Here is a 26,752-nt window from a genome sequence, read left to right as displayed (position 1 = left end):
GGGGTGGGTGGGGGTTAGGTGTTTTGGGGGGCGACCGACGTCCAGGGGAGGGTCACCTCACCCTGACGCCAGCGGCCGGGGCCGTTCAGGATCGGCCAGCCGATCTCGCGGAGGCGGCCCACCGCCCTCGACCAGCGTTGGCGGGGGCCGAAGGTGGCGTACGGGGCGGCAGCCTGCCAGGCGTCGTCCAGAGCGCGGATCAGGTCGTGCACCGGCTCACCGGGCACGTTGCGGTGGATCAGCGCCTTCGGTAGCCGCTCGGCCAGCTCCGACGGGCTGCCCAGCGTGGTGAGCTTCGCGGCGAGGGTCAGCGTCCGAGGGCCGTCGGCGTCGATCAGCAGCCAGCTGGCGAGGCGGCCCAGCTCGTCGCAGGTGCCCTCCACGAGTACGCCGCCCGGGGCGAGCGCACCGGTCATCGTCCGCCAGGCGTGCGGTACCTCGCTCTCGTCGTACTGTCGCAGCACGTTGAACGCGCGGATCAGCACCGGCCGGAGCCCGGCCAGCTCGAACCCACCCCGGGCGAACGTCAGGCCGGGTGGGTCGGCGGCCGGGGCCGCCGCGGCCACCCGGGCCGGATCGATCTCCAACCCGACCAGCCGTACGTCCGGACGAACCCCCGCCGCCAGCCGAGCGCGCAGTTCCACAGCGGTCACCGGCGTGGCGCCGTAGCCCAGGTCGACCACCAGGGGATCGGCCGCCGCCGACAGCCGGTCGGCGCAGGTGGCGACGATCCAGTTGTCCACCCGACGGAGCCGGTTCGGGTTGGTCGTGCCCCGGGTGACCACACCGAGCGGCCGACGCCGTGCCGCACCGCTCATCCCAGCCTCACTACCGCTTCACTGGCCGCTCTTGTTCGCGACTGCGGGGCTCGCAAACCCGGCTCACTCCTCGCCCTTCACTGGCCCACCCGGTGGACCTTGTGCTGGGCGGCCTGCGCCCGCGGCCGGACCACCAGCCGGTCGACGTTCACGTGCTCCGGGCGGGTGGCGCACCAGGCGATGCAGTCGGCGACGTCCTCGGCGACCAGCGGCCCCGGCACCCCGGCGTAGACGGCGGCCGCCCGCTCCGCGTCGCCCTCGAAGCGGACCAACCCGAACTCGTCGGTCTTCACCATGCCCGGGTCGATCTCGATCACCCGCAGCGGCCGGCCGCACAACTCCAGGCGGAGCGTGCCGGCGATGGCGGTCTGCGCGTGCTTCGCCGCCGTGTAGCCACCCCCGCCCTCGTAGACGGTCAGGCCGGCGGTGGAGGAGACCACCACGATGGTGCCCGAACCGGACGCCTCAAGTGCGGGCAGCAGGGCCTGGGTGACCCGCAGTGTGCCGAGCACGTTCACGTCGTACATCCACTGCCAGTCGGCGACCGAGCCGGACTCCACCGGGTCCAGTCCGCGCGCTCCGCCAGCGTTGTTGACCAGCAGGGTGACCGGCCCCGGTGCCTGGGCGGCGGCCTCGGCCAACGCGGCCACCGATTCGTCCGACGTGATGTCGCAGGTCACGGCGGTGGCCTGCCCGCCGGCGGCGGTGATCTCGGCGACCAGGTCGGCGAGCCGATCGGCTCGGCGGGCGGCGGCGAGCACGTGGAAGCCCTCGGCGGCGAGCCGGCGGGCGGTGGCCGCGCCGATTCCGCTGGACGCTCCGGTGACGATGGCGACAGAGGTCATCTCGGCATTGTCCCCCCGACCGTACGACCCACCCCGACCGGGCGCGGTGGAGCCATCGGCCGCGTCCGGTGATGAGGTCCGTCACGCGCGGCGGCCGCGCTGGGGAATTTCCGAAGCCCGATGGGGAAGATGACATCCGGCGTACAGGTTGACCGAGAAGCGCCGGTCGTGCGAGACGGCATCAACCGTGAAGAAGGAGCGGATGTGGCGGAAATGCACACCGGTGTCGGGCGTCAACGAGGTGCCCGACCGTGGCCCCGGCCTCGCCGCATCGCCACCCTCTCGGTGCACACCTCCCCCCTGCACCAGCCCGGCACGGGCGACGCCGGTGGAATGAACGTCTACATCCTCGAAGTCGCCCGGCGACTCGCCGAGGCCAACGTCGAGGTGGAGATCTTCACCCGGGCCACCTCCGGCGACCTTCCCCCGGTGGTCGAGATGGCGCCCGGCGTGCAGGTCCGGCACATCACGTCCGGTCCCCTGGAGGGCCTCACCAAGGAAGAGCTACCCGGGCAGCTCTGCGCCTTCACCGCCGGGGTGCTGCGCGCCGAGGCGTCGCGCCCGCCCGGGCACTACGACCTGATCCACTCGCACTACTGGCTGTCCGGGCAGGTCGGCTGGCTGGCCAAGGAGCGGTGGGGCGTGCCGCTGGTGCACACCGCGCACACCCTCGCGAAGGTCAAGAACGCGCAGCTCGCGGCCGGTGACCGGCCGGAGCCGAAGGCCCGCGTCATCGGCGAGGAGCAGGTCGTCGCCGAGGCGGACCGGTTGGTCGCCAACACCCGGGTCGAGGCCAGCGACCTCCTCGCCCGGTACGACGCCGACCCGACGCGGGTGTCCGTCGTGCAACCGGGAGTCGACCTGGACCGGTTCCGGCCTGCGCCGGGCGACCGTTCCGCGGCTGCCCGCGAGGCTCGCCGCCGGCTGGGGCTGCCGGCCGACGGGTACGTGGTCGCCTTCGTCGGTCGGATCCAGCCGCTCAAAGCCCCCGACGTGTTGATCCGCGCGGTTGCCGCCCTGCGGGAGCGCGACCCGGCACTTGCCGACCAGGTGACCGTGGTGATCTGCGGCGGACCCAGCGGAAGTGGGCTGGACCGGCCGACAGCGCTGATCGAGCTGGCCGCCACGCTCGGGGTCGCCGACGGGGTGCGGTTCCTGCCACCGCTCACCGGGGACGACCTGCCGGCGCTGTACCGGGCAGCCGACCTGGTCGCGGTGCCGTCGCACAACGAATCGTTCGGGCTGGTCGCCCTGGAGGCACAGGCCTGCGGTACGCCGGTGCTGGCCGCCGCCGTCGGAGGACTGGTCACCGCCGTGCGGGATCAGGTCAGCGGCGTACTGATCGACGGCCACGACCCGGTCGACTGGGCCCGTTCGCTGGGCCACCTGCTGCCGGACCGGGCACGCCGGGCAACGCTGGCCCACGGCGCCGAGCAGCACGCCCGGCACTTCTCGTGGGACCGCACGGTCGCCGGTTTGCTCGGTGTGTACGGCGAGGCGATCGCCGCGCACCGCGCCCGGCTCGCGGCTGACCTGGCGTGTGATCCCGCGCTCTCCTGCTCCTGGTGACGTCGGGCGCCGGTCGCCAAGCGGTGTGCCGGCCAGGTCGGTCGTAGAGTGGGTCCGGTGAGCCCGAAGAGCGATCTTGCAACCCTGATCGAGTCGGTCTGCGCCGAGCGGGACCTGGCCTGGGAGTCGACCGGCCCCGACTCGTACGCGGTGACCCTGCCGGGCACCCACAAGCTCAAGACGGTCTGCAACCTGATCGTCGGCGAGCACGCGCTGCGGATCGAGGCGTTCGTGATGCGCCAGCCCGACGAGCGGCGCGAGGAGCTGTGGGCCTGGCTGTTGCAGCGCAACGCGCGGATGTACGGCGTCTCCTTCTCCACCGACGCCGTCGGCGACGTCTACCTGACCGGTCGGGTCAACCCGACCGGCGTGGACGCCGACGAGTTGGACCGGCTGCTCGGGTCGGTGCTCACGTACGCCGACGAGTCGTTCGACACGATGCTGGAGATCGGCTTCGGCAGCTCGATCCGGCGGGAGTACGAGTGGCGGGTCAAGCGCGGCGAGTCGACCGCCAACCTGGCCGCGTTCACCCACCTCTTCGAGCCCTCCGGCTCCGGCCCGAGCCCGGCCTGACCGCGGCGCCTCCGCGCCCTCCGCCTCCGCGCCCTCCGCCTCCGCGCCCTCCGCCTCCGCGCCCTCCGCCTCCGCGCCCTCCGCCTCCGCGCCCTCCGCCTCCGCGCCCTCCGCCTCCGCGCCCTCCGCCTCCGCGCCCCGGCGCGCCCCTCCGTCCATGATCACGCTCGAACCAGGAAGTAGTGGCCTCGCGGACGCGCCGATGCCACTCGATCCTGGTTGCAGCACGATCATGGCGAGCCGGCGGAGGTTCGGAGTGCTCCTGACGGGTATGCCGCACCGCGCGGTGCGGCAAGGGACCCCCGCGCGCCGAGGACGGAGTGTCGAGGAGCGGAGCATCCCATGGCTCAGCGGAACAGCTCAGGTCGCGGCGGGACTGCGACCAGGACCAAACGACAGGCTGGCAACCAGACGCCGGGTACCCCGGGAGTCTCCGAGTCGGAGATTTCCCGGATGCGGGTGGACGACATCCGCGGGCAACTACGCAAACGCGGGGTCTCCGGGATCTCCGCGCTGCGCAAGCCCGAGTTGGTGAAACAGTTGATCCGCTCGCTGCGTTCCGGTGCCTCTGGTGCGGCCCGGCGCAGCACTGGACCGGCTGGTCGGGCCACCGGCACCAGGGCGTCGGCCGGTCGGGCCGCCGCGACGAAGAAGTCGGCGACGAGGGCGGCACCGAGTCGCGCGAAGGCGGCACCGGCGAACAAGAGTGCTCCCGCGAAGCGGGCCGCCGCCAAGAAGACGACCGCCGCGAAGAAGACGACCGCCGCGAAGAAGACGACCGCCGCGAAGAAGACGACCGCCGCGAAGAAGGCGACCGCCGCGAAGAGGGCGACATCCGTGCGGGCGTCGACGGCGGGGGCGCGCAGGACAGCTCCCGCGAAGAAGGCGACAGCGGCGACCAGACCGACGGCCGCCCGCAAGACGGCGCCGGCGAGCAAGTCGACAGCCGCCCGCAAGACGACGGCGGCGAGCAAGTCGACAGCCGCGCGTAAGACGGCGACGGCCCGTACGACGTCCGCGCGGAAGGCGGCGTCCGCGCGGAAGGTGGCGGCCAAGAAGGCGCCGGCCAAGAAGGCGCCGGCCAGGAAGGCGGCGGCGCGGCCGGCGGCGAAGCGTGCGGCACCCGCCACGTCGCGGTCAGCGGCGGCCGGAGGGATCAGGACCGGAAGGGGGACCGGGCGATCGGTCCGTAGTTCGCAGGTGATCTCGTCGCCGATGGATCGGCCGGAGCGGCCCGGGCGGAGCCTGATCACCGCGAATCACGAGGTGATCCAGCGGTGGGCCCGGGACCGGGGTGCCAAACCGGCGACCATCGCCGGCACCGAGCGGGATGGTCGGGCGGGTGTGTTGACCTTCAACATCCCCGGTTACCGGGAAAGCAGCCGAATCCGTGAGATCACCTGGGATGAGTGGTTCCACACCTTCGACCTGCGTCGGCTGAACCTGATTTATCAGGAACAGTTGCGAGACGGTCGGCAGAGCAACTTCTTCCGGACCGAGTCACCCGATCGGGAAGACGGTTGAGGTGTTTGCGGGAATGGCTGACGGGTACGCCGCTGTTGCCAATGACCGACGCCCGAGCAGCGGATACTCGTCAGTTGTGACCGGCGAGACAGCCGTTCTGGGTTGAATCCAGAATCCGGGCGAACTAGCTTTATTGCGCCGCGTCACGCTTGGAAACGTTCGGGGGAGCGGCGGATCGATCAGATCCGTGCACCAGGCGAGACGCGAGGGGACGGGTGGATTAGCCGTTGGGGGACGGTGACCACCTGTTTGGACCGGCGGCGTGAGCGGGCGATGCTTACGGGGGTGAGTGTTGCCCGCCGCCGCCGGCCCCACCGGCGGGCGCCCACCACAACCTTTGGGTAGTGGTGGGCGCTTTGCGTTTGACCGGCAATTACGACGCCGACACCCGGTCTGCGGGTGTCGGCGGTTCCCCGGCCTTCTGGAGTGCGGTGACGTGCCGTTCCCGGGGCGGTCCGGCCAGCAGGTGCCCGAGCGCGGCCAGCAGACCCAACCCGCCCACGATCAGCCAGTGTTGGTCGCCGAGGTGTTGGAGGCTCACCCCGCCGAGCGTGGGGGCGACGAATGCGGCCGCCGGGAACGTCAGGTAGAAGACCGACTGGTAGCGCGCTCGCAGTTGCGGCGGTGCCAGGTCGGCGTTGATCTGCGCGTTGGGCGGGGCGGCGATCATCGAGCCGACCGTCCAGACCACTGCGGCGCCAAGGTAGACGGCCAGTTCGTCGGCGACGGCGAGCACTCCGAAGCCGAGCGCGAGCAGTGCGGTGGAGGCGGCCAGCACGACGTCCTTGCGGTGTCGGTCGATCAGCCGGGGTACGAACAGTTGCCCGATCACGATCAGCGCGCCGCCGAGCGCCACCACCAGCCCGTACGCCGATGGGCCCAGGCCGTCCGCGCGCATGGCCAGCGGCATGATCGTCGAGGTCTGCATGGTCAGCACGGCCAGCACGAAGGTGAGCCCGACGAAGACCAGGAAGGTGCGGTCGGTGAGGGCGGTGTGCAGTCCTGGCCGGCGGGGCCGGACGGACCCCGGTGTCGGACGGGTGGCCGGCGGCTGGTCGGCCGTCGACGTGGCCGGCCGCAGGGTCTCCGGCACCTTCCAGCCGATCACGGCGGCGGCGGTGAGCGTGGCGGCGGCGTCGACCAGGAACAGCGCGGTGAAGCTCGCCTCGGCCAGCACCCCGGCGAGCAACGAGGCGACCGCCATGCCCAGGTTGAACGCCCAGAACTGAAGGTTGAACGCGCGCGAGCGGCGCTCGGCGGGCACCACGTCGACGATCGCCGCGACGAAAGCCGGGCTGGGCATCGAGTGGACCACGCCGACCAGCGCGGCGAGCGCCGCGATGAGGAGGAGGGACTGGCTGAAGGCGAGCGCCACCATCAGAGCGGCCGTCGCCAGGTGTGCGGCGAGCAGGGTCGCCCGTCGGCCCCACCGGTCGGCCAGCACACCGCCGAGCAGCACACCCGCCGCGCCGCCGGCTCCGTACAGGCCGACGACGGTGCCGGCGAGCCCGACGCTCGCTCCGCGTACGTCGGTGAGGTAGAGCGAGAGGAACAGCATGGCGAAGGCGCCGGCCCGGTTGATCAGTAGGCCGATCCAGAGGTACCAGAAGGTGGCGGGGAGCCCGCCCGCGGTGTCGTGCCACCAGCGCCGCACGGCGTGCAAGCGTCCTCCCGACAGTTCAGTTTCTTAACCGTTTCCTGTGCACGGTAGAAAACCCGAGCCGCGTCGCGCCAGTCCAGGTCTGATCTTCGGGCGTGTCGTCAGGCGACGGCCTCGGCGGGCCGGGTTCCCCGCTCGGCGGTGACCGGCGCCAGCGCTTCGCCGGAACGGCGCAGCTCGGCGGCGCGCCGCTCCCGGGCCGGCCCGGACACCAGGTGGGCCACGGCGGTCAGGGCGCCGAGCGCGGCGCAGCCGTACCAGAGCGTGTCGTTGCCGGCGTGCTCGCGAATCAGGCCACCGAGGATCGGCGCGCTGGCCCCGGCGATCTGCCAGGAGAGGGAGAAGACGCCCTGGTAGCGACCGCGCAGTTCGGCCGGGGACAGCTCCGCGATCAGCGTGGAGTTGGACGGTGAGTTCAGCATCTCGCCGACCGTCCAGATCAGCACGGTCAGCCCGTAGAACCAGGCGGTGCCGGCGAACGCGGTCAGCCCGAACCCGACGCCCATCACCACGGACGCCAGTGCCAGCACATGTGAGCGGCTTCGACCCCGGATCAGTCGGGGCACGAAGAGTTGGCCGACCACGATGAGGATGCCGTTGAGCGCGATGACCGAGCCGTAGGTGGCCGGGCTCAGACCGTCGTCGCCCATCGCGATCGGCAGCATCGAGATGTGCTGGAGGAAGACCAGCGCGGCGAACAGGTTGAGTGCCACGAAGCCGAGGTAGACGCGGTCGGTGAGGATCGTGCGCAGGGCGCCGCGCGAAACCGTCGCCGCGGTGGCGGTGGACGTGCTGGACTGCCGGGTCTCCGGCACCTTGCTGAAGATGATCAGCGCGGTGATCAGCATGGTGCCGGCGTCGACCACGAACAGCAGCAGGTAGTCCGCCTGCGCGGCGAGACCGGCGAGGACGGCGGCGCAGGCGAAGCCCAGGTTGATGGCCCAGTAGTTGAGCGAGAACGCGCGCAGTCGGTCCTTCGCCGGCACCACGTCGATCATCATCGCGCCGAACGCGGGCCGGGCCGCCTCGGCGAACATGCCGAGCAGCAGAGCACCCAGCGCCACTGCCCAGAGGTCCCGGGCCAGCCCGAGCGCGAGCATCATGGCGGCGGCGCCCACGTGTGCGGTGAGCAGTGTCGGCCGCCGGCCCCACCGGTCGGCGAGAGTGCCGCCCGCGGTGGTGCCGAACGCGCCGCCGACGCCCCACAGGCCGATCACCAGCCCGGCCTGGGAGGCGGAGAAGCCGCGTTCCTGGGTCAGGTAGATGGCGAGGAAGACGAGGACGAACGAGCCGAGTCGGTTGATCAGGGTCCCTGACCACAGGTACCAGAAGGTGGTCGGTAGGCCGCCGGTGGTGTCCCGGAACCAACTCCGCATCGTCCGCATATGGCGCCCCGCTTGCAAGTAATGACCGATGTGACTGGCGTGCCTTACAACCCTAGTGGCGGGCCGAGCCGCAGGTCACCCGGATTTTCACGTGGTGGTCGTCACGACGGGTGCCCGCGTGTCCACTCGGCGCTTGAGGCAGGATGATCCGCATGACTGCGAGCGAAGGGCCCACCGTCGGGACGCTGGTCCTGCTGCGACACGGTGAGAGCGACTGGAATGCCAAGAACCTCTTCACCGGCTGGGTGGACGTCGACCTGACCGAGAAGGGCGAGGGCGAGGCGAGGCGCGGCGGCGAGCTGATGCGCGAGCACAGCCTGCTGCCGGACGTCGTACACACCAGCGTGATGCGCCGCGCGATCCGCACCGCCGAGCTGGCGCTCAACGCCGCCGACCGGCACTGGATCGCGGTGCGCCGGTCGTGGCGGCTCAACGAGCGGCACTACGGCGCCCTGCAGGGCAAGAACAAGAAGCAGACCCTCGACGAGTACGGCGAGGAGCAGTTCATGCTCTGGCGCCGGTCGTACGACACGCCACCGCCGCCGATCGACGACAACGACGAGTGGTCGCAGGTGGGTGACCCCCGCTACGCGCTGCTGCCGACCGAGCTGATGCCGCGGACGGAGTGCCTCAAGGACGTCGTCGACCGGATGCTGCCCTACTGGTACGACTCGATCGTGCCGGACATCCTGGCCGGCCGGACGGTGCTGGTGGCCGCGCACGGCAACTCGCTGCGCGCTCTGGTCAAGCACCTCGACCAGATCTCCGACGAGGCGATCGCCAAGCTGAACATCCCGACGGGCATCCCGCTGCGCTACGACCTCGACCCGCAGCTGCGCCCGCTCACCCTGGGCGGCACCTACCTCGACCCGACGGCTGCGAAGGCAGCCGCCGCCGCGGTGGCCAACCAGGGTCGCTGAGACGTTAGGAAGGGCCCCTTGTTATGCGCACAGCGATAACAAGGGGCCCTTCCTTGCACGTCAGTTGGTGGTGGGGCTGCTCTCTCCGGTGATCAGGTAGACCACGTGCTCGCCGGCGTTGACTGCGTGGTCGGCGAAGCGCTCGTAGAAACGGCCCAGCAGGGTGGCGTCGATCGCGGTCTCCACCCCGTACGGCCAGTCGTCGCCGAGCAGCACCGCGAACAGGTTCTTGTGCAGCTCGTCCATGGCGTCGTCGTCGCGGTCCAGCTCGCTGGCGAGGTCGGCGTCGGGCTTCGCCAGCACCGATCCGATCTTCACGGCCATCCGGTCGGCGATCTCGGACATCTCGGTGAAGACCGCCCGCAGTTCGGCCGGGACGGCGGGGGAGGGGTGCCGGCGCAGGGCGGTCTTCGCCACGTGCTCGGCCAGGTCGCCCATCCGCTCCAGATCAGCGGCCACGTGCAGCGCGGTGATCATTGCCCGGAGGTCGGAGGCGACCGGCGCCTGTCGGGCGAGCAGGTCACAGACCCGCTCCTCGACGTGCCGGTAGAGGTCGTCGATCTCGGCGTCCCGCTCGATGACCGTCTCGGCGGACTGCCGATCGGCGGTGAGCAGGGCCCGGGTGGCCTGGCGCATGGCGGCGCGGACGCCCTCCGCCATGTCCACCAGCAGTTGGCTGACGATCTGGAGGTCGGCCCGGAACTCGTCGCGCATCATCACGTCCTGTGGTCGGTCGCCGCCGACGGGTGCCGGCGCAGGGGGTTGAGCAGGTGCGACGCCAACGGTAGGGCGCGCGGACGGACCCCGGATGAACCACGGTGAACGACGTCAGACGCAGGGGTGAACAATTTCGGAAGTGAGGGTGGTTCGTCCCGATCTGTGTGGTAGCCAGGTTAACAATGCCCCTACGATCGCCGGGTGGAGTGGGCGGTGGCGGTCGTGGTGGCCGTGGCGTTGGTGGCCGGGATGGCCGCCGCTTTCCTGCTGCCCCGGTTCCTGCCCGCGCGGGACGGCCGCTCCACGTCGACGGGCAGCGCGAGCTCCCGCTGGAGCAGGGGGAGGCCCGCGATAGCCGACGAGCAGCAGACCGGGCTCGGCCGCCGGACGATCGACTCGCTCCGGGCCGGTGTCGTGGTACTCGACAACGACGACGAGCCCGTGCTGATCAACCCGGCCGCCCGCGCGATGGGGCTCCTGCGTACCGGCAGCACCCCCGGCTCGATCGCCGCGCACCCACTGATCCGTACCCTTGCCGGCCAGGTGAGACGCACCGGGGTGCGGCGCGAGATCGAGCTGGACCTGCCCCGAGGTCGCGACGGCGCGGGGGAGAACCCGCTCGGCGTGCACCTGCGGGCGATGGGCATCGGCAACGGCTTCATCGCCGTCGAGGCGGTCGACGTGACCGAGTCGCACCGGCTGACCCGCGTACGCCGCGACTTCGTGGCCAACGTGAGCCACGAGCTCAAGACCCCGATCGGGGCGCTCCAACTACTCGCCGAGGCGTTGCTGGACGCGACCGAGCCAGCCGACGCCGCAGCGCCCGACCTCTCCGAGGACCTGGTCGCCGCTCGCCGGTTCGCCGAACGGATCCAGCACGAGTCGACCCGGCTGGGTCGGCTGGTGCAGGAGTTGCTGGAGCTGACCCGGTTGCAGGGCGCCGAACCCCAGCCGCCACCGGAGCCGGTCGCACTGGACTGGGTGGTCGCCGAGGTGGTCGACCGGACCCGCACCACGGCCTCCGCCCGGGGGGTGGAGGTGACCGTGGACGGTGAGCGTGGCCTCACCGCGTACGGCAGCGACTCCCAACTCGCCACGGCGGTGGCGAACCTGGTGGAGAACGCCATCAACTACTCGGGCGAGGACACCACGGTCCGGGTCACCCTCCGCGGCGACGACGAGCATGTCGAGGTCGCCGTCACCGACCAGGGCATCGGTATCGCCCCGACGGACGTGGACCGGATCTTCGAACGGTTCTACCGGGCCGATCAGGCCCGCTCCCGTGCCACCGGCGGCACCGGGCTCGGGCTGGCGATCGTGAAACACATCGCGAGCAACCATGGCGGACGGGTCGAGGTGTCGAGCACTCTTGGTGGTGGGTCGACGTTCACCCTCCGGCTGCCCGCCAGTCCACCGGACGACCTCCTGGCGACACTGCCGCCGGTTGGGATCGACTCCGGTCCGGCTGGGCTACGGCAGGTCTGACAGCAATGAAAGGAAAACCCCGTTGAGCCGCGTTCTCGTGGTCGAGGACGAGGAGTCGTTCTCCGACGCCTTGTCGTACATGCTCCGTAAGGAGGGTTTCGAGGTTTCGGTCGCCGCGACCGGAACCGACGCCCTCACCGAGTTCGACCGGACCGGCGCCGACATCGTGCTGCTCGACCTGATGTTGCCCGAGATGTCGGGCACCGAGGTCTGCCGGCAACTGCGGCAGCGGTCAGCCGTGCCGATCATCATGGTCACCGCCCGGGACAGCGAGATCGACAAGGTGGTCGGGCTGGAGATCGGTGCCGACGACTACGTCACCAAGCCGTACTCGCCGCGCGAGCTGGTCGCCCGGATCCGGGCGGTGCTTCGCCGGCAGAGCCCGGAGGTGGCCGAGACGGGTGCTCCCACCCTGGCCGCCGGGCCGGTGCGGATGGACATCGAGCGGCACGTGGTGACCGTCGACGGTGGGGCCGTGCAGCTCCCGCTGAAGGAATTCGAGTTGCTGGAGCTGCTGTTGCGCAACGCGGGCCGGGTGCTCACCCGGGGCCAGCTCATCGACCGGGTCTGGGGGGCCGACTACGTCGGCGACACCAAGACGTTGGACGTGCACGTCAAGCGGCTGCGCTCCAAGATCGAGCCGGAGCCGTCCGCGCCCCGCTTCATCGTCACCGTCCGGGGTCTGGGCTACAAGTTCGAGCCGTGATCGGCGTACCTGAAGGGGGTCTGCGGTGGACGCAGGCCCCCTTCAGGCTGTCCGGACGGTGGCTGGGGTGGTATCCCTCTCCGCCTGTAGAGCTGCCCCAGTTATGGGGCGGCGCAAGCGCGTGGCGCCCGTAAGGGCTGGAGACACACGTCGCCCTGGCCCCGACGGGTGTACCCGCGCCACCCTGCGCGGTCTGCCCCGTTTACGGGGCAGCTCTACAGGGAGACGGGCCGGCAGTGGACGGACCGATGCCTGGTGGGACACCACGCGAGCGCGTTCGGGTGGGCTAGATCTCGTCGGCGGGGTGGGGGGCGATCATGCCCTGCTTCGTTCTGGTCGCGCACAGTTCGGCCAGCCGCTCGTAGGCGGCAGCGCCGATCAGCGCGGTCAGCTCCGGGCCGTACGACAGGTACATCGGCTCGGCGCCGACGTGCGCGTCCGTCGAGGAGGTGCACCACCAGTCCAGGTCGTGGCCGCCTGCTCCCCAGCCCCGCCGGTCGAACTCGGACAGGGTGGAGACCAGGACCTTGGAGTTGTCCGGCCGCTTGACCCAGTCCTGGTCCCGGCGGATGGGCAGTTGCCAGCAGACGTCCGGCTTGTATTCCAGCGGGTGCACCCCGTCGCGCAACGCCTGGGCGTGCAGCGCGCATCCACCGCCGCCGGCGAAGTCGGCGTCGTTGAGGAACACGCACGGGCCCTCGGTGCCCTGGGTGGCGGTGCGGCGGGCCGAGTTCTTGCCGTCGATGGTGTCCTCGTCGGTCCAGTTCTTGAACCCGCGCTGGAAGTGCTGCCAGGTCGACGGGGTGAGCCGCTTGACGGCGCTCCGGACGCGCTTCTCGTCGTCCGAGTCGGTGAAGAACGCCCCGTGCGAGCAGCAACCGTCGGCTGCCCGGCCGGCGATGATGCCGTGGCAGCCCTTGCCGAAGATGCAGGTCCAGCGGGAGAGCAGCCAGGTCAGGTCGGCCCGGATCAGGTGCGTCTCGTCAGCCGGGTCGGCGAACTCGATCCACTCCCGGGGGAAGTCCAGCGGGACCTCGCGGCTACGCGGGTCGCCCGGGTCGTCCACCAGCACACGGAGCTCCATCGTCACCCGGCCCAGCGTACGCGTGGTGACGTCGGCAGGCCGGCGAGCCGCGCAAACGTGTTGCGCCTAGGGTCTTCACCATGCGACTGGGTGTCCTCGACGTCGGATCCAACACGGTGCACCTCCTCGTGGTGGACGCGCACCACGGCGCGCACCCGTGGCCGGCGCACTCGGAGAAGGTGGTGCTCCGGCTGGCCGAGCAGATCGGCCCCGACGGCGCGCTCACCGAGGCGGGCGCGGACGGCCTGGTCAAGGCCGTCGGGATGGCCAAGGCGGCGTCCGCCGGTTTGGAGGCCGACGACCTGATCGCGTTCGCCACGTCCGCGGTGCGCGACGCCACCAACGCGGCCGACGTGCTGGCCCGGGTCCGTGACGAGACCGGCGTACGACTGGCGGTGCTCTCCGGGGCGGACGAGGCGCGGATGACATTCCTGGCCGTCAGGCGTTGGTTCGGCTGGTCGGCGGGGCGGCTGTTGGTGCTGGACATCGGTGGCGGCTCCCTGGAGATCGCCGCCGGGATCGACGAGGAGCCGGACGTCGCGATCTCGCTGCCGCTCGGCGCCGGCCGGCTGACCCGGGAGCGGCTGCGGGTAGACCCGGCCAGCGCGGCACCGCCGTCGGCGGAGGCCGTCGAGAAGCTCCGGGAGTACGTCGAGGGCCGGCTGGACAAGGTGGCCGACCAGGTCACCCAGGTCGGCTGGGACCGGACGGTGGCCACCTCGAAGACGTTCCGCACCCTGGCCCGACTGGCCGGGGCGGCGCCTTCCGGAGCCGGGTTGTGGGTGCGGCGCAGCCTGACCCGTGCCGGCTTGCGGCAGGTCATCGGGTTCATCCGGCACATCCCACCGGCTCAACTCATGGAGCTGGAGGGGGTCAGCACAGGCCGGGCCCACCAGTTGCTGGCTGGTGCGGTGGTCGCCGAGGCGGTGATGCGCCGGCTGGACATTGACGCGCTGGACATCTGTCCGTGGGCCCTGCGCGAGGGGGTCATCCTCCGCCGGCTCGATCAACTCGAACCGATCTGATCGGCCTTCCGGTTTCGGGTGCTTTGCCGGCGCTCGTCACGATGTCCTGAGCGTCGCCGGGCTACGCTGGCTGATGTGACTTCCCGCGTTCCCGTGCTCCTGTCCAGCTCGTCGGTCTTTCCCGAGCCGACCGCGGCGGCGTTCCAACTGGCTGCGGCACTCGGGTACGACGGCGTCGAGGTGATGGTCTGGACCGACGTGGTCAGCCAGGACGCGGGGGCACTGCGCGGCCTGTCGGAGCACTACGGTGTGCCGGTGCTCTCGGTGCACGCGCCCTGCCTGCTGGTCACCCAGCGGGTGTGGAGCCCGGACCCGTGGGAGCGGCTCCGCAAGGCCGCCGAGCTGGCCGAGACGCTAGGGGCGCCGACCGTCGTGGTGCACCCACCGTTCACCTGGCAGCGGGACTACGCCCGCAACTTCACCGAGGGGTTGGCCACCGTCGGGGACCGGTTCCCCGGCCTGCGCTTCGCTGTGGAGAACATGTACCCGGTGCGGATGGCAGGGCGGCAGTTCGTCCCCTACGTGCCGGGTTGGGATCCCACCGACACGGGTTACCCGTCGTACACCCTGGATCTTTCGCACTGCGCGGCCTCGCACAGCGACCCCCTGGAGATGGCCGACCGGATGGGCGCCGGGCTGGCGCACGTGCATCTCGGTGACGGCACCGGGGAGGGCCGCGACGAGCACCTGGTGCCCGGTCGCGGCACCCAGCCCTGCGGTGAGCTGCTCTCCTCGCTGGCCGGGCGTGGCTTCACCGGCGCGGTGGCGGTGGAGGTCGCGACCCGGGGCGCGAAGAGCCGCGCGGTGCGCGAGGCGGACCTGCGCGCCGCGCTGGAGTTCGCCCGCCAGCACCTGACCGCGCCGTCACCGGTCGACGCCTGACCTGTCCGCCCGAACGGGCGGCGGCGGTGTCAGCTGACCGGCGAGAGGGAATCGGCGGCGGAGGTCGGCTGCGCGGCGACCGTCACCTGCTCGCCGACCGCCGCCCGCTTACGGGCTCGGTGCGCGGCGACGTGCGAGCGGGTGGCGCAGCGCTCCGAGCAGAACCGCCGGCAGCAGTTGGACGACGTGTCCAGGTAGACGTTGCCGCACCGCTCGTCGGCGCAGACCCCGAACCGGGCGCTGCCGTACTCGCAGAGCCAGACCGACAGCCCCCAGACCGCGCCGGCCAGGTATTCGGCGCTGACCGACGCGCCCCGGCTGGTCACGTGCATGTGCCAGTCGCTGGAGTCGTGCCCGGAGATGCGCGGCTGCACCGGGAACGCCTCAAGCAGCGCGTTCAGCTCGGTGACCGCCTGGGCGTCCCGCCCCGAGGTGCCGTACTCGAAGACGTCCCGCAGTCGCTTCTGCGCCCGCCGGAAGATCGCCACGTCCCGGTCTGCGACCTCGTCGCGCATCCAGGCGTTCTCGTCGGGGAAGAGGGCACGCAGGTCGTCGAGGTCGTCCAGGCGGGCGTTGACCAGGTCAACACCGGTCCGCGCGTACGCGTCGAAGTTCACGCCCCCAACGGTAGACGACTCACGGGGTGCGTGGCGCGTCGATGTAGTGCGGCAGGAACCGCGCGTAGCCGTCGGTGATCAGGCTGGCGCTCTCCCGCACTCCCACCCCGGCCGACTCGCCGTCGACGATCCAGCTGCCCAGCACCACCCGGTTGCCGGCGAACTGCGGCAACGCCCGGAACTCCTGGTAGCACCAGCCCTCGTCGCCGTAGATCCCCGGGTTGGTGATCTCCTCATCGGCGGTGACGATGCGTACCGACCCGCCCTCCCGGCCGAGCAGCGGCTTGGCCACGTACTCCGGCATGCCGCGTGGCGAGTCGAGGTACGCCGGGAGCAGGTACTCGTGGCCGGGGTACAGCTCCCACAGAACCGCGAGCAACGCCTTGTTGGACAGCAGCAGCTTCCAGGCCGGCTCGATCCAGGTGGTCGGGGTGCCCGGAGCCAGCGCCGCCGGCCCGTACGGCTCGGCCAGCATCCACTCCCACGGGTAGAGCTTGAAGCAGGTGGTCACCGGTTGGTCGTCGGCGTCGACGAAGCGTCGGCCGTCCCAGCCGATCTCCTGGATCGGCTGCAACGTGACGCTCAGACCGGCCTGCCGGGCGGTCTCCGCGAGGTAACCGGCGGTCATGTGGTCCTCGCCGGACTCCTCCTCGTTCGACCAGAGCACGTGCACCCGGGGCTCGTGCAGCCCGGCCCCGATCTTGGCCCAGGCGCCGACCAGCCGCTCGTGCAGGCTGTTCCACTGGTCCAGCTCCGGCCGGCTCTGCTCCAGCCAGTACCACTGGATGATGCTCGCCTCGACCAGCGCGGTGGGGGTGTCCGCGTTGTACTCCAGCATCTTCGGGGGCCAGTTGCCGTCGTACGCGAGGTCGAAGCGCCCGTACAGGGTGGGTGGCGCCTCCCGCAGCGACCGGGCCACCGCGTCGACCGCCCACTCCGGGATGCCGAACTCGGCGTACCGGCGGTGGGCCACCACGTGCTCGGCGGCGGCCACGGACATCCGGTGCAGCTCCTCGGTGGCCTCCTCCAGTCGGAGCACCTCGTCCAGGTCGAACGCGTACGCGGCGGTCTCGTCCCAGTACGACATGATCCCGCCGTCGGGCAGCTCGGTGTCGACGTAGATCAACCCCTGCTCCCGGATGGTGGTGTCCCAGTCGGGGCGCGGGGTGACGGTCTCGCGGCGCATGTCAGCCGCCGCAGGCGGCGAGATGGGTGCCGAACCCGCCGCGATCGGGCAGGGCGGCCGTGGTCGGCTCCGGGGCGGCGCGACCGGTGGCCGGGTCGGGGACCCGCATCGCCAGCGCGACGGTGTCACCGCCGCCGACCGGCCCGAGGGCGCAGTCGTCGTCATCGTCGTCGTCCGAGGTCATGTTGCAGCCGGAGAGGGCGAGCGCGAGAGCGGTGAGCGCGCCGAGCTGCACGGAGGCCGACCGGAGCCGGCGGCGGGGGCGTTGGTCCACGGCATCGTTGTAGCCGATGCGCGCCAGCGCCGCAGCCCCGGCCGCCCCTCGGCGGCGGCCCTGGCAGGGGCGTTACGCTCGGCTCATGCTCCGTTCCGTCATCCTCGCCGCCTCCCGGTCATCCCAGGTCGAGCGGCTCGTCGCGACTGCCCCGTACACCCGGGACGTCGTTCGCCGGTTCGTCGCCGGCGCTGCCACTGACGACGCGTTGCGCGCGACCCGCGGGCTCGTCGACGACGGTCTCGCGGTCACTCTCGACCACCTCGGTGAGGACACCGTCACCCCCGAACAGGCCGTCGCCACCCGGGACGAATACCTGAAGTTGCTGAAGTTGCTCGCCGCCGCGGGGCTCACCCCGGCTGCCGAGGTCAGCGTGAAGCTGTCCGCGCTCGGCCAGATGTTCGACGAGCAGTTGGCGTACGACAACGCGCGGGCGATCTGCGCGGCGGCCGACGCGGCGGGCACCACGGTCACCCTGGACATGGAGGACCACACCACCACGGACTCGACGTTGGAGGTGCTGGGTCGGCTGCGCAAGGACTTCCCGTCGACGGGCGCGGTGCTCCAGGCGTACCTGCGCCGGACCGAGTCGGACTGCCGGGAGCTCTCCTCCGCCGGATCGCGGGTACGGCTGTGCAAGGGTGCCTACAAGGAGCCGGAGTCGGTGGCGTACCAGTCGGCCCGTGAGGTGGACAAGTCGTACGTCCGCTGCATGAACATCCTGATGTCCGGCGACGGCTACCCGATGCTGGCGACCCACGACCCCCGGATGATCGCCATCGGGGAGGACCGGGCCCGGTGGTTCGACCGGGGGCCGGAGCGCTTCGAGTTCCAGATGCTCTACGGCATCCGCCCGGAGGAGCAGGCGCGCCTGGCCGGTGAGGGTTACACCGTGCGCACCTACGTCCCGTACGGCGACGAGTGGTACGGCTACCTGATGCGCCGGCTCGCCGAGCGCCCGGCCAACCTGGTCTTCTTCGGCCGGGCTCTGATCTCCAAGAAGTAACCCGAATTCGGTCGACGGGCCGGCGGTGACCCCTGTGGTCCCGCCGGCCCGTTCGCGTATGCGACTTGACGATGCTGGCTAATCAGGTTAGCTTTGCGGCTATGCCAACTAGCCAGGTTCGCCGTGACGGCGGCCACATCGCGTACGAGGTGCACGGCGAGGGCCCTCTGGTCGTCCTCTCGCACGGGATGGGCGAGAACCGGTCGAGCTACCGGCACCTGGTGCCGCTGCTGGTCGCGGCCGGTCACAAGGTCGCCTCGGTCGACGTACGGGGGCACGGCGAGTCCAGCGTCGGCTGGCCCACGTACGCACCGGCGGAGGTCGGCGCGGATCTGCTGGCCGTGGTCCGCGACCTCGACGCCGGCCCGGCCGTGTTGGTGGGCAGCTCGTCCAGCGCGGCGGCGGTGGTCTTCGCCGCGACCGACGCGCCCGAGCTGGTCGCCGGCATCGTGCAGGTCGGCGCGTTCGTGGGCCAGCGCAAGCTCAACCCGTTGGTGCGGATGGCCATGTGGTCCGTGCTGCACAGCCCCAGACTGTTCGGGATGTTCCACAAGACGCTGTTCCCGGTGCACCGGCCCGCGGACGACGCCGCGTACCGCCGGTCCATGGTGGCCAACCTGCGCGAGCCCGGCCGGATGGCCGCGATGCGCGGGGTGATCGTGCCGGTCGAGCCGCACTGGACCGCACGCGCCCCGCAGGTGCGGCAGCCGGTGCTGGTGCTGATGGGTGCCAAGGACCCGGACTTCCCCGACCCGGGGGCCGAGGCACGAGCCGCGCGCCGGCTCTTCCGCACGGCCGAGGCCCGGATGATCGAGGAGTCCGGTCACTATCCGCACGCCGACCGGCCGCAGCGCACGGCCGAGGAACTGCTCGGCTTCCTGGCGGTGTGCACCGGTGCCTAGGGTCGGTCTCAACCAGCAGACCGTGGTGCGGGAGGCGGCGCGGCTGGCCGACGAGGTCGGCTACCAGCAGCTCACCCTCGCCGCGCTCGCCAGCCGGCTCGGGGTGGCGCTGCCCAGCCTCTACAAGCACGTGCGGGGTGCGGACGCGCTGGCCCAGAAGTTGTCCGCGCTGGCCACCGCCGAGTTGGCCACCGAGCTGACCACCGCCGCCGCCGGGCGGGCCGGTGGGGACGGGCTGCGGGCGATGGCCGACGCCTACCGCGACTACGCCCGCCGGCACCCCGGCCGCTATCCGGCGACCCAGCAGGTGCCGGACCCGAACGACCCGGAGCATGTCGAGGCGGGCGAGCGCGCGGTCGGCGCCATCTTCGCGGTGCTGCGCGGCTACGGGCTCACCGGTGACGATGCCGTGGACGCGACCCGTGCCCTGCGCAGCGCGCTGCACGGCTTCGTCGCCCTAGAGGCCGAGGGCGGCTTCGGCCTGCCCCGCGAACTCGACCGCTCGTACCACCAACTGGTCGCCAGCATGGACATCTCGTTCCGCTCCTGGCCGGCCTCCGCTGGGTGAGCGGGTCGGCCCGGGGCGGCCTCGCCCCGCCCAGGGAATGGTCGTACCCTTCGGCGGGTGACTGACGGGACTGACGGGGTGCAGCAACGGCCAGCACCACGGCGGCTCTGGCCGCTGTGGACGGTGTTCGTGGTGGTCGTCGTGCTACTGGGCTGCGGCCTGCCGGCGGTGCTCGTCGTCGGAGTGATCCGGGAGAACGGCGCCCGGTCCACGTTGAGCCGGGCCGGCGTCTCGACGGCCGACGACCCCGCCACCGCGGCGGCCAGAGCGCTTGCCGAGCGGATGGCCAGCCAACTCAACCGGCAGTCCACCGCGCTGCTCGGTGGCGACCGCGCCGGTTTCCTCGCCGTCGCCGACTCCGCCGCACACGGTGAGCTGCGCCGACGCTTCGCCGCACTCCGCGAGCTCAAGGTGACCGTCTGGCGGGCCGAACCGAGCGGTCTGCCCTCGCCGGTTGTCGGCAAGCCGGGGGAGTGGCGACTCCTGGTGCGATTCCAGTACTGCTTCGTCGCACCGAACTGCCGGCCCAGCCCGGTCCTGATCGGCACCCGTTGGCGGGAGAACGGCGACCAGCCCCGGCTGGTCGCCCTGGAGGAGTCCAAGTCGGTGGAGACCGGCACCCGACCGTGGGAGATCAGCGACCTGGCCGTGGCGGTCGGCGCGCGGACCATCGTCGCCACCACCCCCGCGTTGCGTGGCAAACTGCCCGGCCTGCTCGCGCAGGCCGAGGCGGCGGCCAAGGTCGCCGACGGGTACGCGCTGACCGACTCGCCGCCGGACCGCTACCGGATCTTCTACGCCGGCCGCACCGAGTGGCAGCGCTGGTACGGCGGCGACCGACCAGAGTGGACCGGCGGGTACGCGGTGACCGTCGGCGGCGGTCACCACGAGGTGGTGCTCAACGCCGAAGGGCTCTCCAGCAACGGCACCGACGACCTGCTCCGGCACGAGTTGACCCACGCGGCCTCGCTGCCCGAGCGCGGCTACCCGGGCAAGACGACCTGGTGGCTGGTGGAAGGGCTGGCCGAGTTGGCCGGTGCTGGCGGCCAGGCGGTCGACCGGTACGAGGGCATCGCCGAGGTGCGCAAACTGGTTCGGGGCGGTTGGGACGGCCAGTTGGCGGGCGTGAACCCCGCCGACGACGCCTCCGCCGAGCGGGTCGCCGGCAGCTACGGCGTCGGCTACCTCGCCGTCCGGCACCTCGTCGACCGGTACGGGCCGCAGCGTCTGCTCGCCTTCTTCAAGGCCGTGGTGCACGAGCGCGACACCCTCGACGTGGCAGCCGAGCAGGCGTTCGGTGAGAAGTGGTCGACGCTGCACGACGAGTGCGTCGCGTACATCCGCGCCGCCACCGCCTGACGGGCTCGTCGACCGGGTGACGGTCGGTCGTACCATCGATGGGTGCGCCGCCCCCAGTTGCCGCGGCCAGCCAGCACCACGCGGCCCCGCCTGCTCGTCGCCCTGACCGCCGTCGCCGTCCTCACCGCCACCACCGCCGCCTCGTGCGGCGGTGACGATCCGGACCTCGCGTTGGCGTCGGCGGCCCGCAACCCGGTCAGCGAGGTGATCGACGCTCCGGCGACGGTGACCGCTCGGGCCGCCGCGACCCTCACCGCTCCCGCCGACGGCACCCTGGCGAGTCTTCGCGTCCAGCCCGGACAGTCGGTGAAGCGGGGCCAGGTCCTCGCCGTGGTCGACTCGCCCTCCGCCCAGCAGCGGCTCCGGCAGGCGAAGGAGGCGTTGGACGCGGCGAAGCGCGCCGGACGGGGTGTCTCCACGGGTGACCTGACCGGCAGCCGGCGCGGCACGGACAAGGCCGCGAACGAGGCGTTCGACGCCGCCCGCGAGGCCGCCGAGAAGATCGCCGACCCGCAGTTGCGCGGCGCGCTGCTGACCCAGGTGACGTCCGCCCAGCGGCAGTACGCCGCCGCCGCGCGCAGCGCGGACCAGGCCGTGCGCGCCGTGCAGCGGGGGATCAACGGGTTGAGCTCCGCTGTCGGCGCGCTCTCCGCGGCGCAGCGGCTCCAGGCCCAGCAGGGGTACGACCTGGCGAAGGCGACAGTGGACGCGTTGACCCTGCGCGCTCCGATCGCCGGCGTGGTGCAGCCGGGCGGCACCCGGGCCGGCGGCAGCGCGAACGCCGGTCTGGCCGGGCTGTTGGAGCAGGCCGGTGGCACCGGTCTCGACCCCTCCGGGCTGGCCCCCGGCCAGGGCGGTCCGCCCGCCGGGGTGGACGACGCGGTCGCGGTCGGCGGCCGGGTCACCGCCGGCACACCGGTCCTGACCGTGGTCGACACCGGGCAGCTGGGGCTGCTCGCCGAGGTGGACGAGACCGACGTGTTGCTGGTCAAGGCCGGCGTGACCGCCACGGTCGAGTTGGACGCCGTCACCGGCGCCAGCTACGACGCCACCGTCCGTTCGGTCGACGTGCTGCCCACCAACTCCGCCCAGGGCGGGGTCACCTACCGGGTACGCCTCGCCCTGGGCGCCGGGAAGCTGGCCGAGGACGAGCCGGCTCCCACCCCCCGCCCCGGCATGAACGCGATCGTCCACCTGCGGGTACGCGAGGCCGCCGACGCGGTGACCGTCCCCGCCTCGGCGGTGTTCTCCGCCGACGGCCGGGACGCGGTGTGGGTGGTCCGGGACGGCAAGGCCGGCCGGGCGGCGGTGACCGTGGGTGTCCAGGGGTCGGATCTGGTGCAGATCCTCAACGGCGTCCAACCCGGTGACCGGATCGTGGTGCGCGGCACCGACCAGGTCCGCGACGGCCAGGAGGTGCGGTGACCGGCACCCCGCCGGCGATCGAGGCGGTGGACGTGTCCCGGACGTACCAACTCGACGGGGTGTCCGTCGAGGCGCTGCGCGGGGTGTCGCTGGTCGTGCAACCGGGGGACTACGTGGCTCTGGTCGGCCCGTCCGGCTCGGGCAAGTCCACGCTCATGCACCTCCTCGGCGGGTTGGACCGCCCGACCGGTGGCCGTCTGGTGATCGGTGGGCGGGACGTCAACGCCCTGACCCCGCCGGAGATGGCCACCCTGCGCAACGAGACGATCGGTTTCGTCTTCCAGGCGTTCCACCTGCTGCCGCGTACGTCGGCGGTGGACAACGTGGCACTGCCGCTGGTCTACCGGGGGGTGCCGGCCCGGCGGCGCCGGGAGCGGGCGGCGGCGGTGCTCGGCCGGGTCGGCCTCGGGCACCGGCTGGACCACCGGCCCAACCAGATGTCCGGCGGCGAGCAGCAACGGGTCGCCATCGCCCGTGCGCTGGTCACCGAGCCGACGGTGCTGCTGGCCGACGAACCCACCGGCAACCTGGACAGCGTCACCGGCGCGGCCGTGCTGGAGCTGTTGGAGCGGTTGAACGCGGAGTCCGGGGTGGCACTGGTGATGGTCACCCACGACCAGGAGGTGGCGGCGCGTGCGCGCCGCCGGATCACCATGCGCGACGGGGTGGTGGTGGCGGACAGCGGCGACCCGCGATCCGCCCATGATCGACCGCCGTCCGTCGATCACGGTCGACCTGAGACACTGGTCCCCGCTCCCAGCGCGGAGCCCCGGTCCGCGTCCGGAAGCGGCCCGGGGCACCCGCCCGGTGGCTCCGGTGGCGCCGCCGGAGCCACCGGGTGCCTTCCGCACGAGGTCGAGCGGCCCGGAGGCGTGGCGTGAGGGTCGCCGAGGCGTGGCGGGTCGCGCTGGACGCCCTACGGGCCAACCGGTTGCGCAGCGCGCTGACCATGCTCGGGGTGATCATCGGGGTGGCCTCGGTGGTCCTGCTGGTGGCCATCGGCACCGGCACGAAACAGAAGGTCGAGCAACAGGTCGAGGGCCTCGGCTCCAACCTGCTGCTGGTCGTCCCCGGCCGGATCGAGGTGGGCAACGCGCCGGTGGTGTCGCCGCTGACCCTCAAGGACGTCGACGCCGTCAGCCGGGTGGTCGGCGACCCGGACCGGGTGGCGGTCACCGTCGCCTCCGGGGCGACCGCCCGAGCCGGCAACCGCTCCGACTTCACCACCGTGCAGGGGGTGCTGGAGACCACCCCGGCGGTGTTCACCCGCTCGCTGGCCCGTGGTCGCTATCTCACCGGCACCGACGTGGACACCAGTCGACGGGTGGCGGTGCTCGGCGACTCGGTGGCCCGGGCGCTCTTCCCCGACCGGGATCCGCTCGGCCAGCAGGTGGCGTTGGCCGGGGTGCGGTTCCGGGTGATCGGCGTCTTCGCGCCGCTGGGGCAGAGCCTCGGCGTCGACCGGGACGACGAGGTGCACGTGCCGGTGACCGCCGCGCAGCGGCTCTGGGGCACCCAGCGGGTGGACGGCATCGCGGTGAAGGCACCCGACCGGGAGCGGATCGACGAGCTGGGCGAGCGGATCGTCGCCGAGCTGAACCGCCGTCACCCCGACACCGAGTTCAGCGCGGTCACCCAGCAGCAGATCCTCGGTGTGCTCGGCGACATCCTCGGCGTCCTCACCGGCGTACTGGCCGCCATCGCCGGCATCTCGTTGCTCGTCGGCGGCGTCGGTGTCTCCAACATCATGCTGGTGAGCGTCCGGGAACGGACCCGGGAGATCGGTCTGCGCAAGGCGGTCGGCGCGCGACCCCGCGACATCGGGGTGCAGTTCCTGCTGGAAGCGGTGCTGCTGACGACGATCGGCGGGTTGACCGGGATGGCGTTGGGTGTGGGGACCGCGCTGCTGGTCGATGCCCTGTCACCGATCCCGGCCGCGATCACCTGGTGGTCGTTGGCGCTCGCCTTCGGTGTGTCGGCGGTGGTGGGCATCGTCTTCGGGGTCGTACCCGCGCAACGCGCCGGTCGGCTCGACCCGGTGGTGGCGCTGCGCGCCGAGTGAGCAGCGTCGGGCCAACCCCGACGGCGGCCGAGCACCGTCGGAACACCTGGGACGCGGACCCCAGGCGGGCATGAAACGGGAGCACGGATCGGGTGAACGGCGAGGAGAAACATGATCAGTTGTACGAAGGGATCGCGCCGGTCACAACCGCCCCGCTACCGTACTGGTAACACGCGCGTCGCCGGCCCGGCCCGGAGCATCCGTCGGGTTGGCACGCGCCGGGCATGGGATGGGTCGGTGAGCCATGGCCGGGTCGCAGTCCGACGGACGGCTGTCGGAGGTCAAGTTCCTGACCGTCGCTGAGGTGGCGACGGTCATGCGGGTGTCGAAGATGACGGTCTATCGCCTGGTGCACAGCGGTGAGCTCACCGCGGTCCGGGTCGGCCGCTCATTCCGGGTGCCCGAGCATGCGGTGCACGAATATCTGAGGGGTGCTTTTCAGGAGACCGCCTGAGCCAGAGCCCCGCCCTCCGAGTGCCACCTGAGCGGCATCGACGGGGGCGCGTTGGTCCGGCTTACGCTCTCCGGCTACCCTGGAGCCCGACCGAGACCCCACAGGTGCGCCCCGCCGCCCAGACTGGTCCGGTCCGTTGTCCGCAAGCGGTCGCCGTCGCCACCTGGGTGGTGTCATCCGGTCCGCCCCGCACGTTGTATCGAAAGGCTGTCGTATGGGCTCGGTGGTCAAGAAGCGCCGTAAGCGCATGGCTAAGAAGAAGCACCGCAAGCTGCTGCGCAAGACCCGCGTCCAGCGTCGCCGTCTCGGCAAGTGATCGCCGCCGGGCTCAGCGCCCGGCGTCCGGCGTCACTTGCCTTACTGTCGATCCCCGGAGGCTCAGGTGACCAGGCCGTGGTCGTCCCGGCTCGGTCCTTCCTGCCGGGGTAGGTGCGTCAGATGACCCCCGGTGGCACCCCAGGTGCTCCGGGGGTCGTCGTCGTCACCGGGGTGGGGCGCTACCTGGGTGCCCACGTGGCTGCCCGACTGGCCGCCGACCCTCGGATCGAACGGGTCATCGGCGTGGACGCACCGGACTCGGGCACCGAGTTCACCGACCTGCTGGACCGGGTCGAACGGATCCGCCTCGACAGCGACTCGCTCGGTGGCCTCCTCGCCGACCTGGACGTCGACGCGGTGGTGCACCTCGCGCTGGTCAGTGCCCCGGACCAGCAGCACGGTGGCCGGTCGGCCATGAAGGACCAGAACGTCATCGGCACCATGCACCTGCTGGCCGCCTGCCAACGGGCACCCCGACTGCGCAAGCTCGTGGTCCGGTCGTCGACCGCCGCGTACGGGGTCTCGTTCCGGGACCCGGCGGTCTTCACCGAGGAGACCGAACCGCGCGAGGTGCCGCGCGGCGGGTTCGGCCGCGACATCCTCGACCTTGAGGGGTACGTACGCGGCTTCCGACGCCGCCGGCCCGACGTCACCGCGACGGTGCTGCGCTTCGCGCCGTTCATCGGCTCGACCGCCGACACCACGTTGACCCGGTACTTCGCGCAGCCGTTCGTGCCCACCGTCTTCGGCCGGGACCCCCGCCTGCAGTTCCTGCACTTCGACGACGCGTTGGAGGTGCTGCACCGGTCGATCGTCGAGGACCATCCGGGCACCTACAACGTCGCCGGCCCGGGGGTGCTGTCGCTGTCGCAGGCGATCCGGCGGGCCGGCCGGGTGGCCGTGCCGGTGCTGGAACCGGGCCTCTCCGGTGCCGCCGCACTGGCCCGCACCATGGGCTTCGGCCGTTACGGCCTGGACCAGGTCGACCTCTTCGTGCACGGCCGGGTGGTCGACACCAGCCGGCTGGAGCAGGAGTACGGCTTCACGCCCCGCTCCACCGCCGAGGCGTTCGAGGACTTCATCCGCGCACACCACGGCGGGGTGGTGGTCACCCGGGACCAGTTGGCCGTGGCCGAGCAGCTCGTTCGGGACGGTATCCGGCAGGTCCGGTCGGCAGTACGGGAGCGGACGCCGTGAGCGGGCCCGGGGAGGGGCGTGACCCGCAGGGGGTCGGGCGGTTCGACGTACCGCAGCAGTCGTCCGCGCCGGACGCGGAGCCGGCGCGGAGTAACGGACACCGGCCGGTCGCGCGGATCGCGCCGACCCCGAACCCGGCCGACGAGGTCGCCGCCGCGGCCACCGACGAGCCCGTCGCGGCCGGCGCGGAG

General features: G+C 71.9%; 27 protein-coding genes and 1 pseudogene. 19 read left to right on the top strand and 9 right to left on the bottom strand.

The genetic code is table 11. The annotated features are described in order from the left end of the window. Positions 1–14 precede the first annotated feature (14 nt). Together ABGB10_RS30500 and ABGB10_RS30495 are read right to left on the bottom strand one after the other, a co-directional pair. Complete coding sequence (locus tag ABGB10_RS30500; RefSeq protein ID WP_347664432.1) at positions 15–818, bottom strand: class I SAM-dependent methyltransferase; 804 nt, start codon at positions 816–818, stop codon at positions 15–17. A 77-nt stretch (positions 819–895) separates the two neighbouring features. Next, a complete protein-coding gene (locus ABGB10_RS30495) occupies positions 896–1,663 on the bottom strand; it encodes an SDR family oxidoreductase (protein ID WP_347664431.1) in 768 nt (255 codons plus the stop codon). A 99-nt stretch (positions 1,664–1,762) separates the two neighbouring features. Between ABGB10_RS30495 and mshA the strand changes: the two genes are divergently transcribed. From mshA to ABGB10_RS30475, 4 genes and pseudogenes are all read left to right on the top strand, one after another. Further along, positions 1,763–3,232: a D-inositol-3-phosphate glycosyltransferase gene (mshA, locus tag ABGB10_RS30490; protein WP_347664439.1), complete on the top strand. Its 1,470-nt coding sequence runs from the start codon at positions 1,763–1,765 to the stop codon at positions 3,230–3,232. A gap of 57 nt (positions 3,233–3,289) precedes the next feature. Then, positions 3,290–3,805, top strand: coding sequence for a YbjN domain-containing protein (locus ABGB10_RS30485; protein ID WP_347664430.1), 516 nt, complete (start codon positions 3,290–3,292; stop codon positions 3,803–3,805). Between the two features lie 342 nt (positions 3,806–4,147). After that, a pseudogene (locus ABGB10_RS30480) lies at positions 4,148–4,459 on the top strand (hypothetical protein); the annotation flags it as partial. A gap of 183 nt (positions 4,460–4,642) precedes the next feature. Next, positions 4,643–5,329, top strand: coding sequence for a hypothetical protein (locus tag ABGB10_RS30475; protein ID WP_347664438.1), 687 nt, complete (start codon positions 4,643–4,645; stop codon positions 5,327–5,329). A gap of 373 nt (positions 5,330–5,702) precedes the next feature. On the opposite strand, the gene ABGB10_RS30470 is transcribed toward ABGB10_RS30475, so the two are convergent. Continuing rightward, positions 5,703–6,992 (bottom strand): MFS transporter, encoded by a 1,290-nt coding sequence (locus tag ABGB10_RS30470; protein WP_347664429.1) that lies wholly within the window; start codon positions 6,990–6,992, stop codon positions 5,703–5,705. A gap of 98 nt (positions 6,993–7,090) precedes the next feature. Next, positions 7,091–8,374 (bottom strand): MFS transporter, encoded by a 1,284-nt coding sequence (locus tag ABGB10_RS30465; RefSeq protein ID WP_347664428.1) that lies wholly within the window; start codon positions 8,372–8,374, stop codon positions 7,091–7,093. Between the two features lie 152 nt (positions 8,375–8,526). On the opposite strand from ABGB10_RS30465, the gene ABGB10_RS30460 reads away from it, so the two are divergent. Continuing rightward, positions 8,527–9,294: a phosphoglyceromutase gene (locus ABGB10_RS30460; RefSeq protein WP_091403562.1), complete on the top strand. Its 768-nt coding sequence runs from the start codon at positions 8,527–8,529 to the stop codon at positions 9,292–9,294. Between the two features lie 60 nt (positions 9,295–9,354). Here the strand turns inward: ABGB10_RS30460 and phoU are convergent, their stop codons facing one another. Continuing rightward, positions 9,355–10,008, bottom strand: a complete 654-nt coding sequence (gene phoU / locus ABGB10_RS30455; protein ID WP_347664427.1) for a phosphate signaling complex protein PhoU — start codon at positions 10,006–10,008, stop codon at positions 9,355–9,357. Between the two features lie 204 nt (positions 10,009–10,212). Here phoU and ABGB10_RS30450 point away from each other — a divergent pair, with 204 nt between their 5' ends. After that, positions 10,213–11,496: an ATP-binding protein gene (locus ABGB10_RS30450; protein WP_347664426.1), complete on the top strand. Its 1,284-nt coding sequence runs from the start codon at positions 10,213–10,215 to the stop codon at positions 11,494–11,496. Positions 11,497–11,518: 22 nt separating this feature from the next. Continuing rightward, the gene (locus tag ABGB10_RS30445; RefSeq protein ID WP_110563227.1) at positions 11,519–12,202 is read left to right on the top strand and encodes a response regulator transcription factor; all 684 of its coding nucleotides are present in this window, start codon (positions 11,519–11,521) and stop codon (positions 12,200–12,202) included. 286 nt (positions 12,203–12,488) lie between these two features. Here ABGB10_RS30445 and ABGB10_RS30440 read toward each other — a convergent pair whose 3' ends face one another. After that, a complete protein-coding gene (locus tag ABGB10_RS30440) occupies positions 12,489–13,286 on the bottom strand; it encodes a hypothetical protein (protein WP_347664437.1) in 798 nt (265 codons plus the stop codon). A gap of 80 nt (positions 13,287–13,366) precedes the next feature. On the opposite strand from ABGB10_RS30440, the gene ABGB10_RS30435 reads away from it, so the two are divergent. Both ABGB10_RS30435 and ABGB10_RS30430 read left to right on the top strand, forming a co-directional pair. Beyond that, entirely contained in the window at positions 13,367–14,311 is a 945-nt protein-coding gene (locus ABGB10_RS30435; RefSeq protein WP_347664425.1) for a Ppx/GppA phosphatase family protein, read from the top strand. A gap of 75 nt (positions 14,312–14,386) precedes the next feature. Then, positions 14,387–15,193: a sugar phosphate isomerase/epimerase gene (locus tag ABGB10_RS30430; protein WP_347664424.1), complete on the top strand. Its 807-nt coding sequence runs from the start codon at positions 14,387–14,389 to the stop codon at positions 15,191–15,193. 29 nt (positions 15,194–15,222) lie between these two features. Here the strand turns inward: ABGB10_RS30430 and ABGB10_RS30425 are convergent, their stop codons facing one another. Genes ABGB10_RS30425 through ABGB10_RS30415 form a run of 3 tightly spaced genes read right to left on the bottom strand, consistent with a single transcriptional unit; the run spans position 15,223 to position 17,270 of the window. Next, positions 15,223–15,810, bottom strand: a complete 588-nt coding sequence (locus tag ABGB10_RS30425; protein WP_347664423.1) for a CGNR zinc finger domain-containing protein — start codon at positions 15,808–15,810, stop codon at positions 15,223–15,225. A gap of 19 nt (positions 15,811–15,829) precedes the next feature. Then, positions 15,830–16,996, bottom strand: coding sequence for a glutathionylspermidine synthase family protein (locus tag ABGB10_RS30420; RefSeq protein WP_347664422.1), 1,167 nt, complete (start codon positions 16,994–16,996; stop codon positions 15,830–15,832). A 1-nt stretch (position 16,997) separates the two neighbouring features. Then, positions 16,998–17,270 (bottom strand): hypothetical protein, encoded by a 273-nt coding sequence (locus ABGB10_RS30415; RefSeq protein ID WP_347664421.1) that lies wholly within the window; start codon positions 17,268–17,270, stop codon positions 16,998–17,000. A gap of 85 nt (positions 17,271–17,355) precedes the next feature. Here ABGB10_RS30415 and ABGB10_RS30410 point away from each other — a divergent pair, with 85 nt between their 5' ends. From ABGB10_RS30410 to ABGB10_RS30365, 10 genes are all read left to right on the top strand, one after another. Then, positions 17,356–18,276 carry a proline dehydrogenase family protein gene (locus tag ABGB10_RS30410; RefSeq protein WP_347664420.1) on the top strand — a complete coding sequence of 307 codons (921 nt, stop codon included), beginning with the start codon at positions 17,356–17,358 and terminating at the stop codon, positions 18,274–18,276. A gap of 101 nt (positions 18,277–18,377) precedes the next feature. Further along, positions 18,378–19,178 carry an alpha/beta hydrolase gene (locus ABGB10_RS30405; protein WP_347664419.1) on the top strand — a complete coding sequence of 267 codons (801 nt, stop codon included), beginning with the start codon at positions 18,378–18,380 and terminating at the stop codon, positions 19,176–19,178. Then, on the top strand, positions 19,171–19,746 hold the full coding sequence (locus tag ABGB10_RS30400; RefSeq protein ID WP_347664418.1) for a WHG domain-containing protein: 576 nt from the start codon (positions 19,171–19,173) through the stop codon (positions 19,744–19,746). The genes ABGB10_RS30405 and ABGB10_RS30400 overlap by 8 nt, the downstream gene beginning before the upstream one ends. 57 nt (positions 19,747–19,803) lie before the next feature. After that, on the top strand, positions 19,804–21,105 hold the full coding sequence (locus ABGB10_RS30395; RefSeq protein ID WP_347664417.1) for a hypothetical protein: 1,302 nt from the start codon (positions 19,804–19,806) through the stop codon (positions 21,103–21,105). A gap of 42 nt (positions 21,106–21,147) precedes the next feature. Then, the gene (locus ABGB10_RS30390; protein WP_347664416.1) at positions 21,148–22,530 is read left to right on the top strand and encodes an efflux RND transporter periplasmic adaptor subunit; all 1,383 of its coding nucleotides are present in this window, start codon (positions 21,148–21,150) and stop codon (positions 22,528–22,530) included. Further along, entirely contained in the window at positions 22,527–23,411 is an 885-nt protein-coding gene (locus tag ABGB10_RS30385; protein WP_347664415.1) for an ABC transporter ATP-binding protein, read from the top strand. Before ABGB10_RS30390 ends, ABGB10_RS30385 begins: the two co-directional genes overlap by 4 nt. Further along, positions 23,408–24,592 (top strand): ABC transporter permease, encoded by a 1,185-nt coding sequence (locus tag ABGB10_RS30380; protein ID WP_347664414.1) that lies wholly within the window; start codon positions 23,408–23,410, stop codon positions 24,590–24,592. The genes ABGB10_RS30385 and ABGB10_RS30380 overlap by 4 nt, the downstream gene beginning before the upstream one ends. 244 nt (positions 24,593–24,836) lie before the next feature. Next, complete coding sequence (locus tag ABGB10_RS30375; protein ID WP_007465625.1) at positions 24,837–25,046, top strand: helix-turn-helix domain-containing protein; 210 nt, start codon at positions 24,837–24,839, stop codon at positions 25,044–25,046. Between the two features lie 214 nt (positions 25,047–25,260). Beyond that, the gene (locus ABGB10_RS30370) at positions 25,261–25,362 is read left to right on the top strand and encodes an AURKAIP1/COX24 domain-containing protein (RefSeq protein ID WP_007465623.1); all 102 of its coding nucleotides are present in this window, start codon (positions 25,261–25,263) and stop codon (positions 25,360–25,362) included. Positions 25,363–25,484: 122 nt separating this feature from the next. Next, positions 25,485–26,561, top strand: a complete 1,077-nt coding sequence (locus tag ABGB10_RS30365) for an NAD-dependent epimerase/dehydratase family protein (RefSeq protein ID WP_347664413.1) — start codon at positions 25,485–25,487, stop codon at positions 26,559–26,561. Positions 26,562–26,752: the final 191 nt, after the last annotated feature.

Origin of the sequence: Micromonospora sp. B9E7, assembly GCF_039871815.1 — a bacterium.
In the GTDB taxonomy this organism is placed as follows: Bacteria; Actinomycetota; Actinomycetes; order Mycobacteriales; family Micromonosporaceae; genus Micromonospora.
Note: the sequence above shows the minus strand (reverse complement) of the source record. Positions and strands in the feature narration are given on the sequence as shown.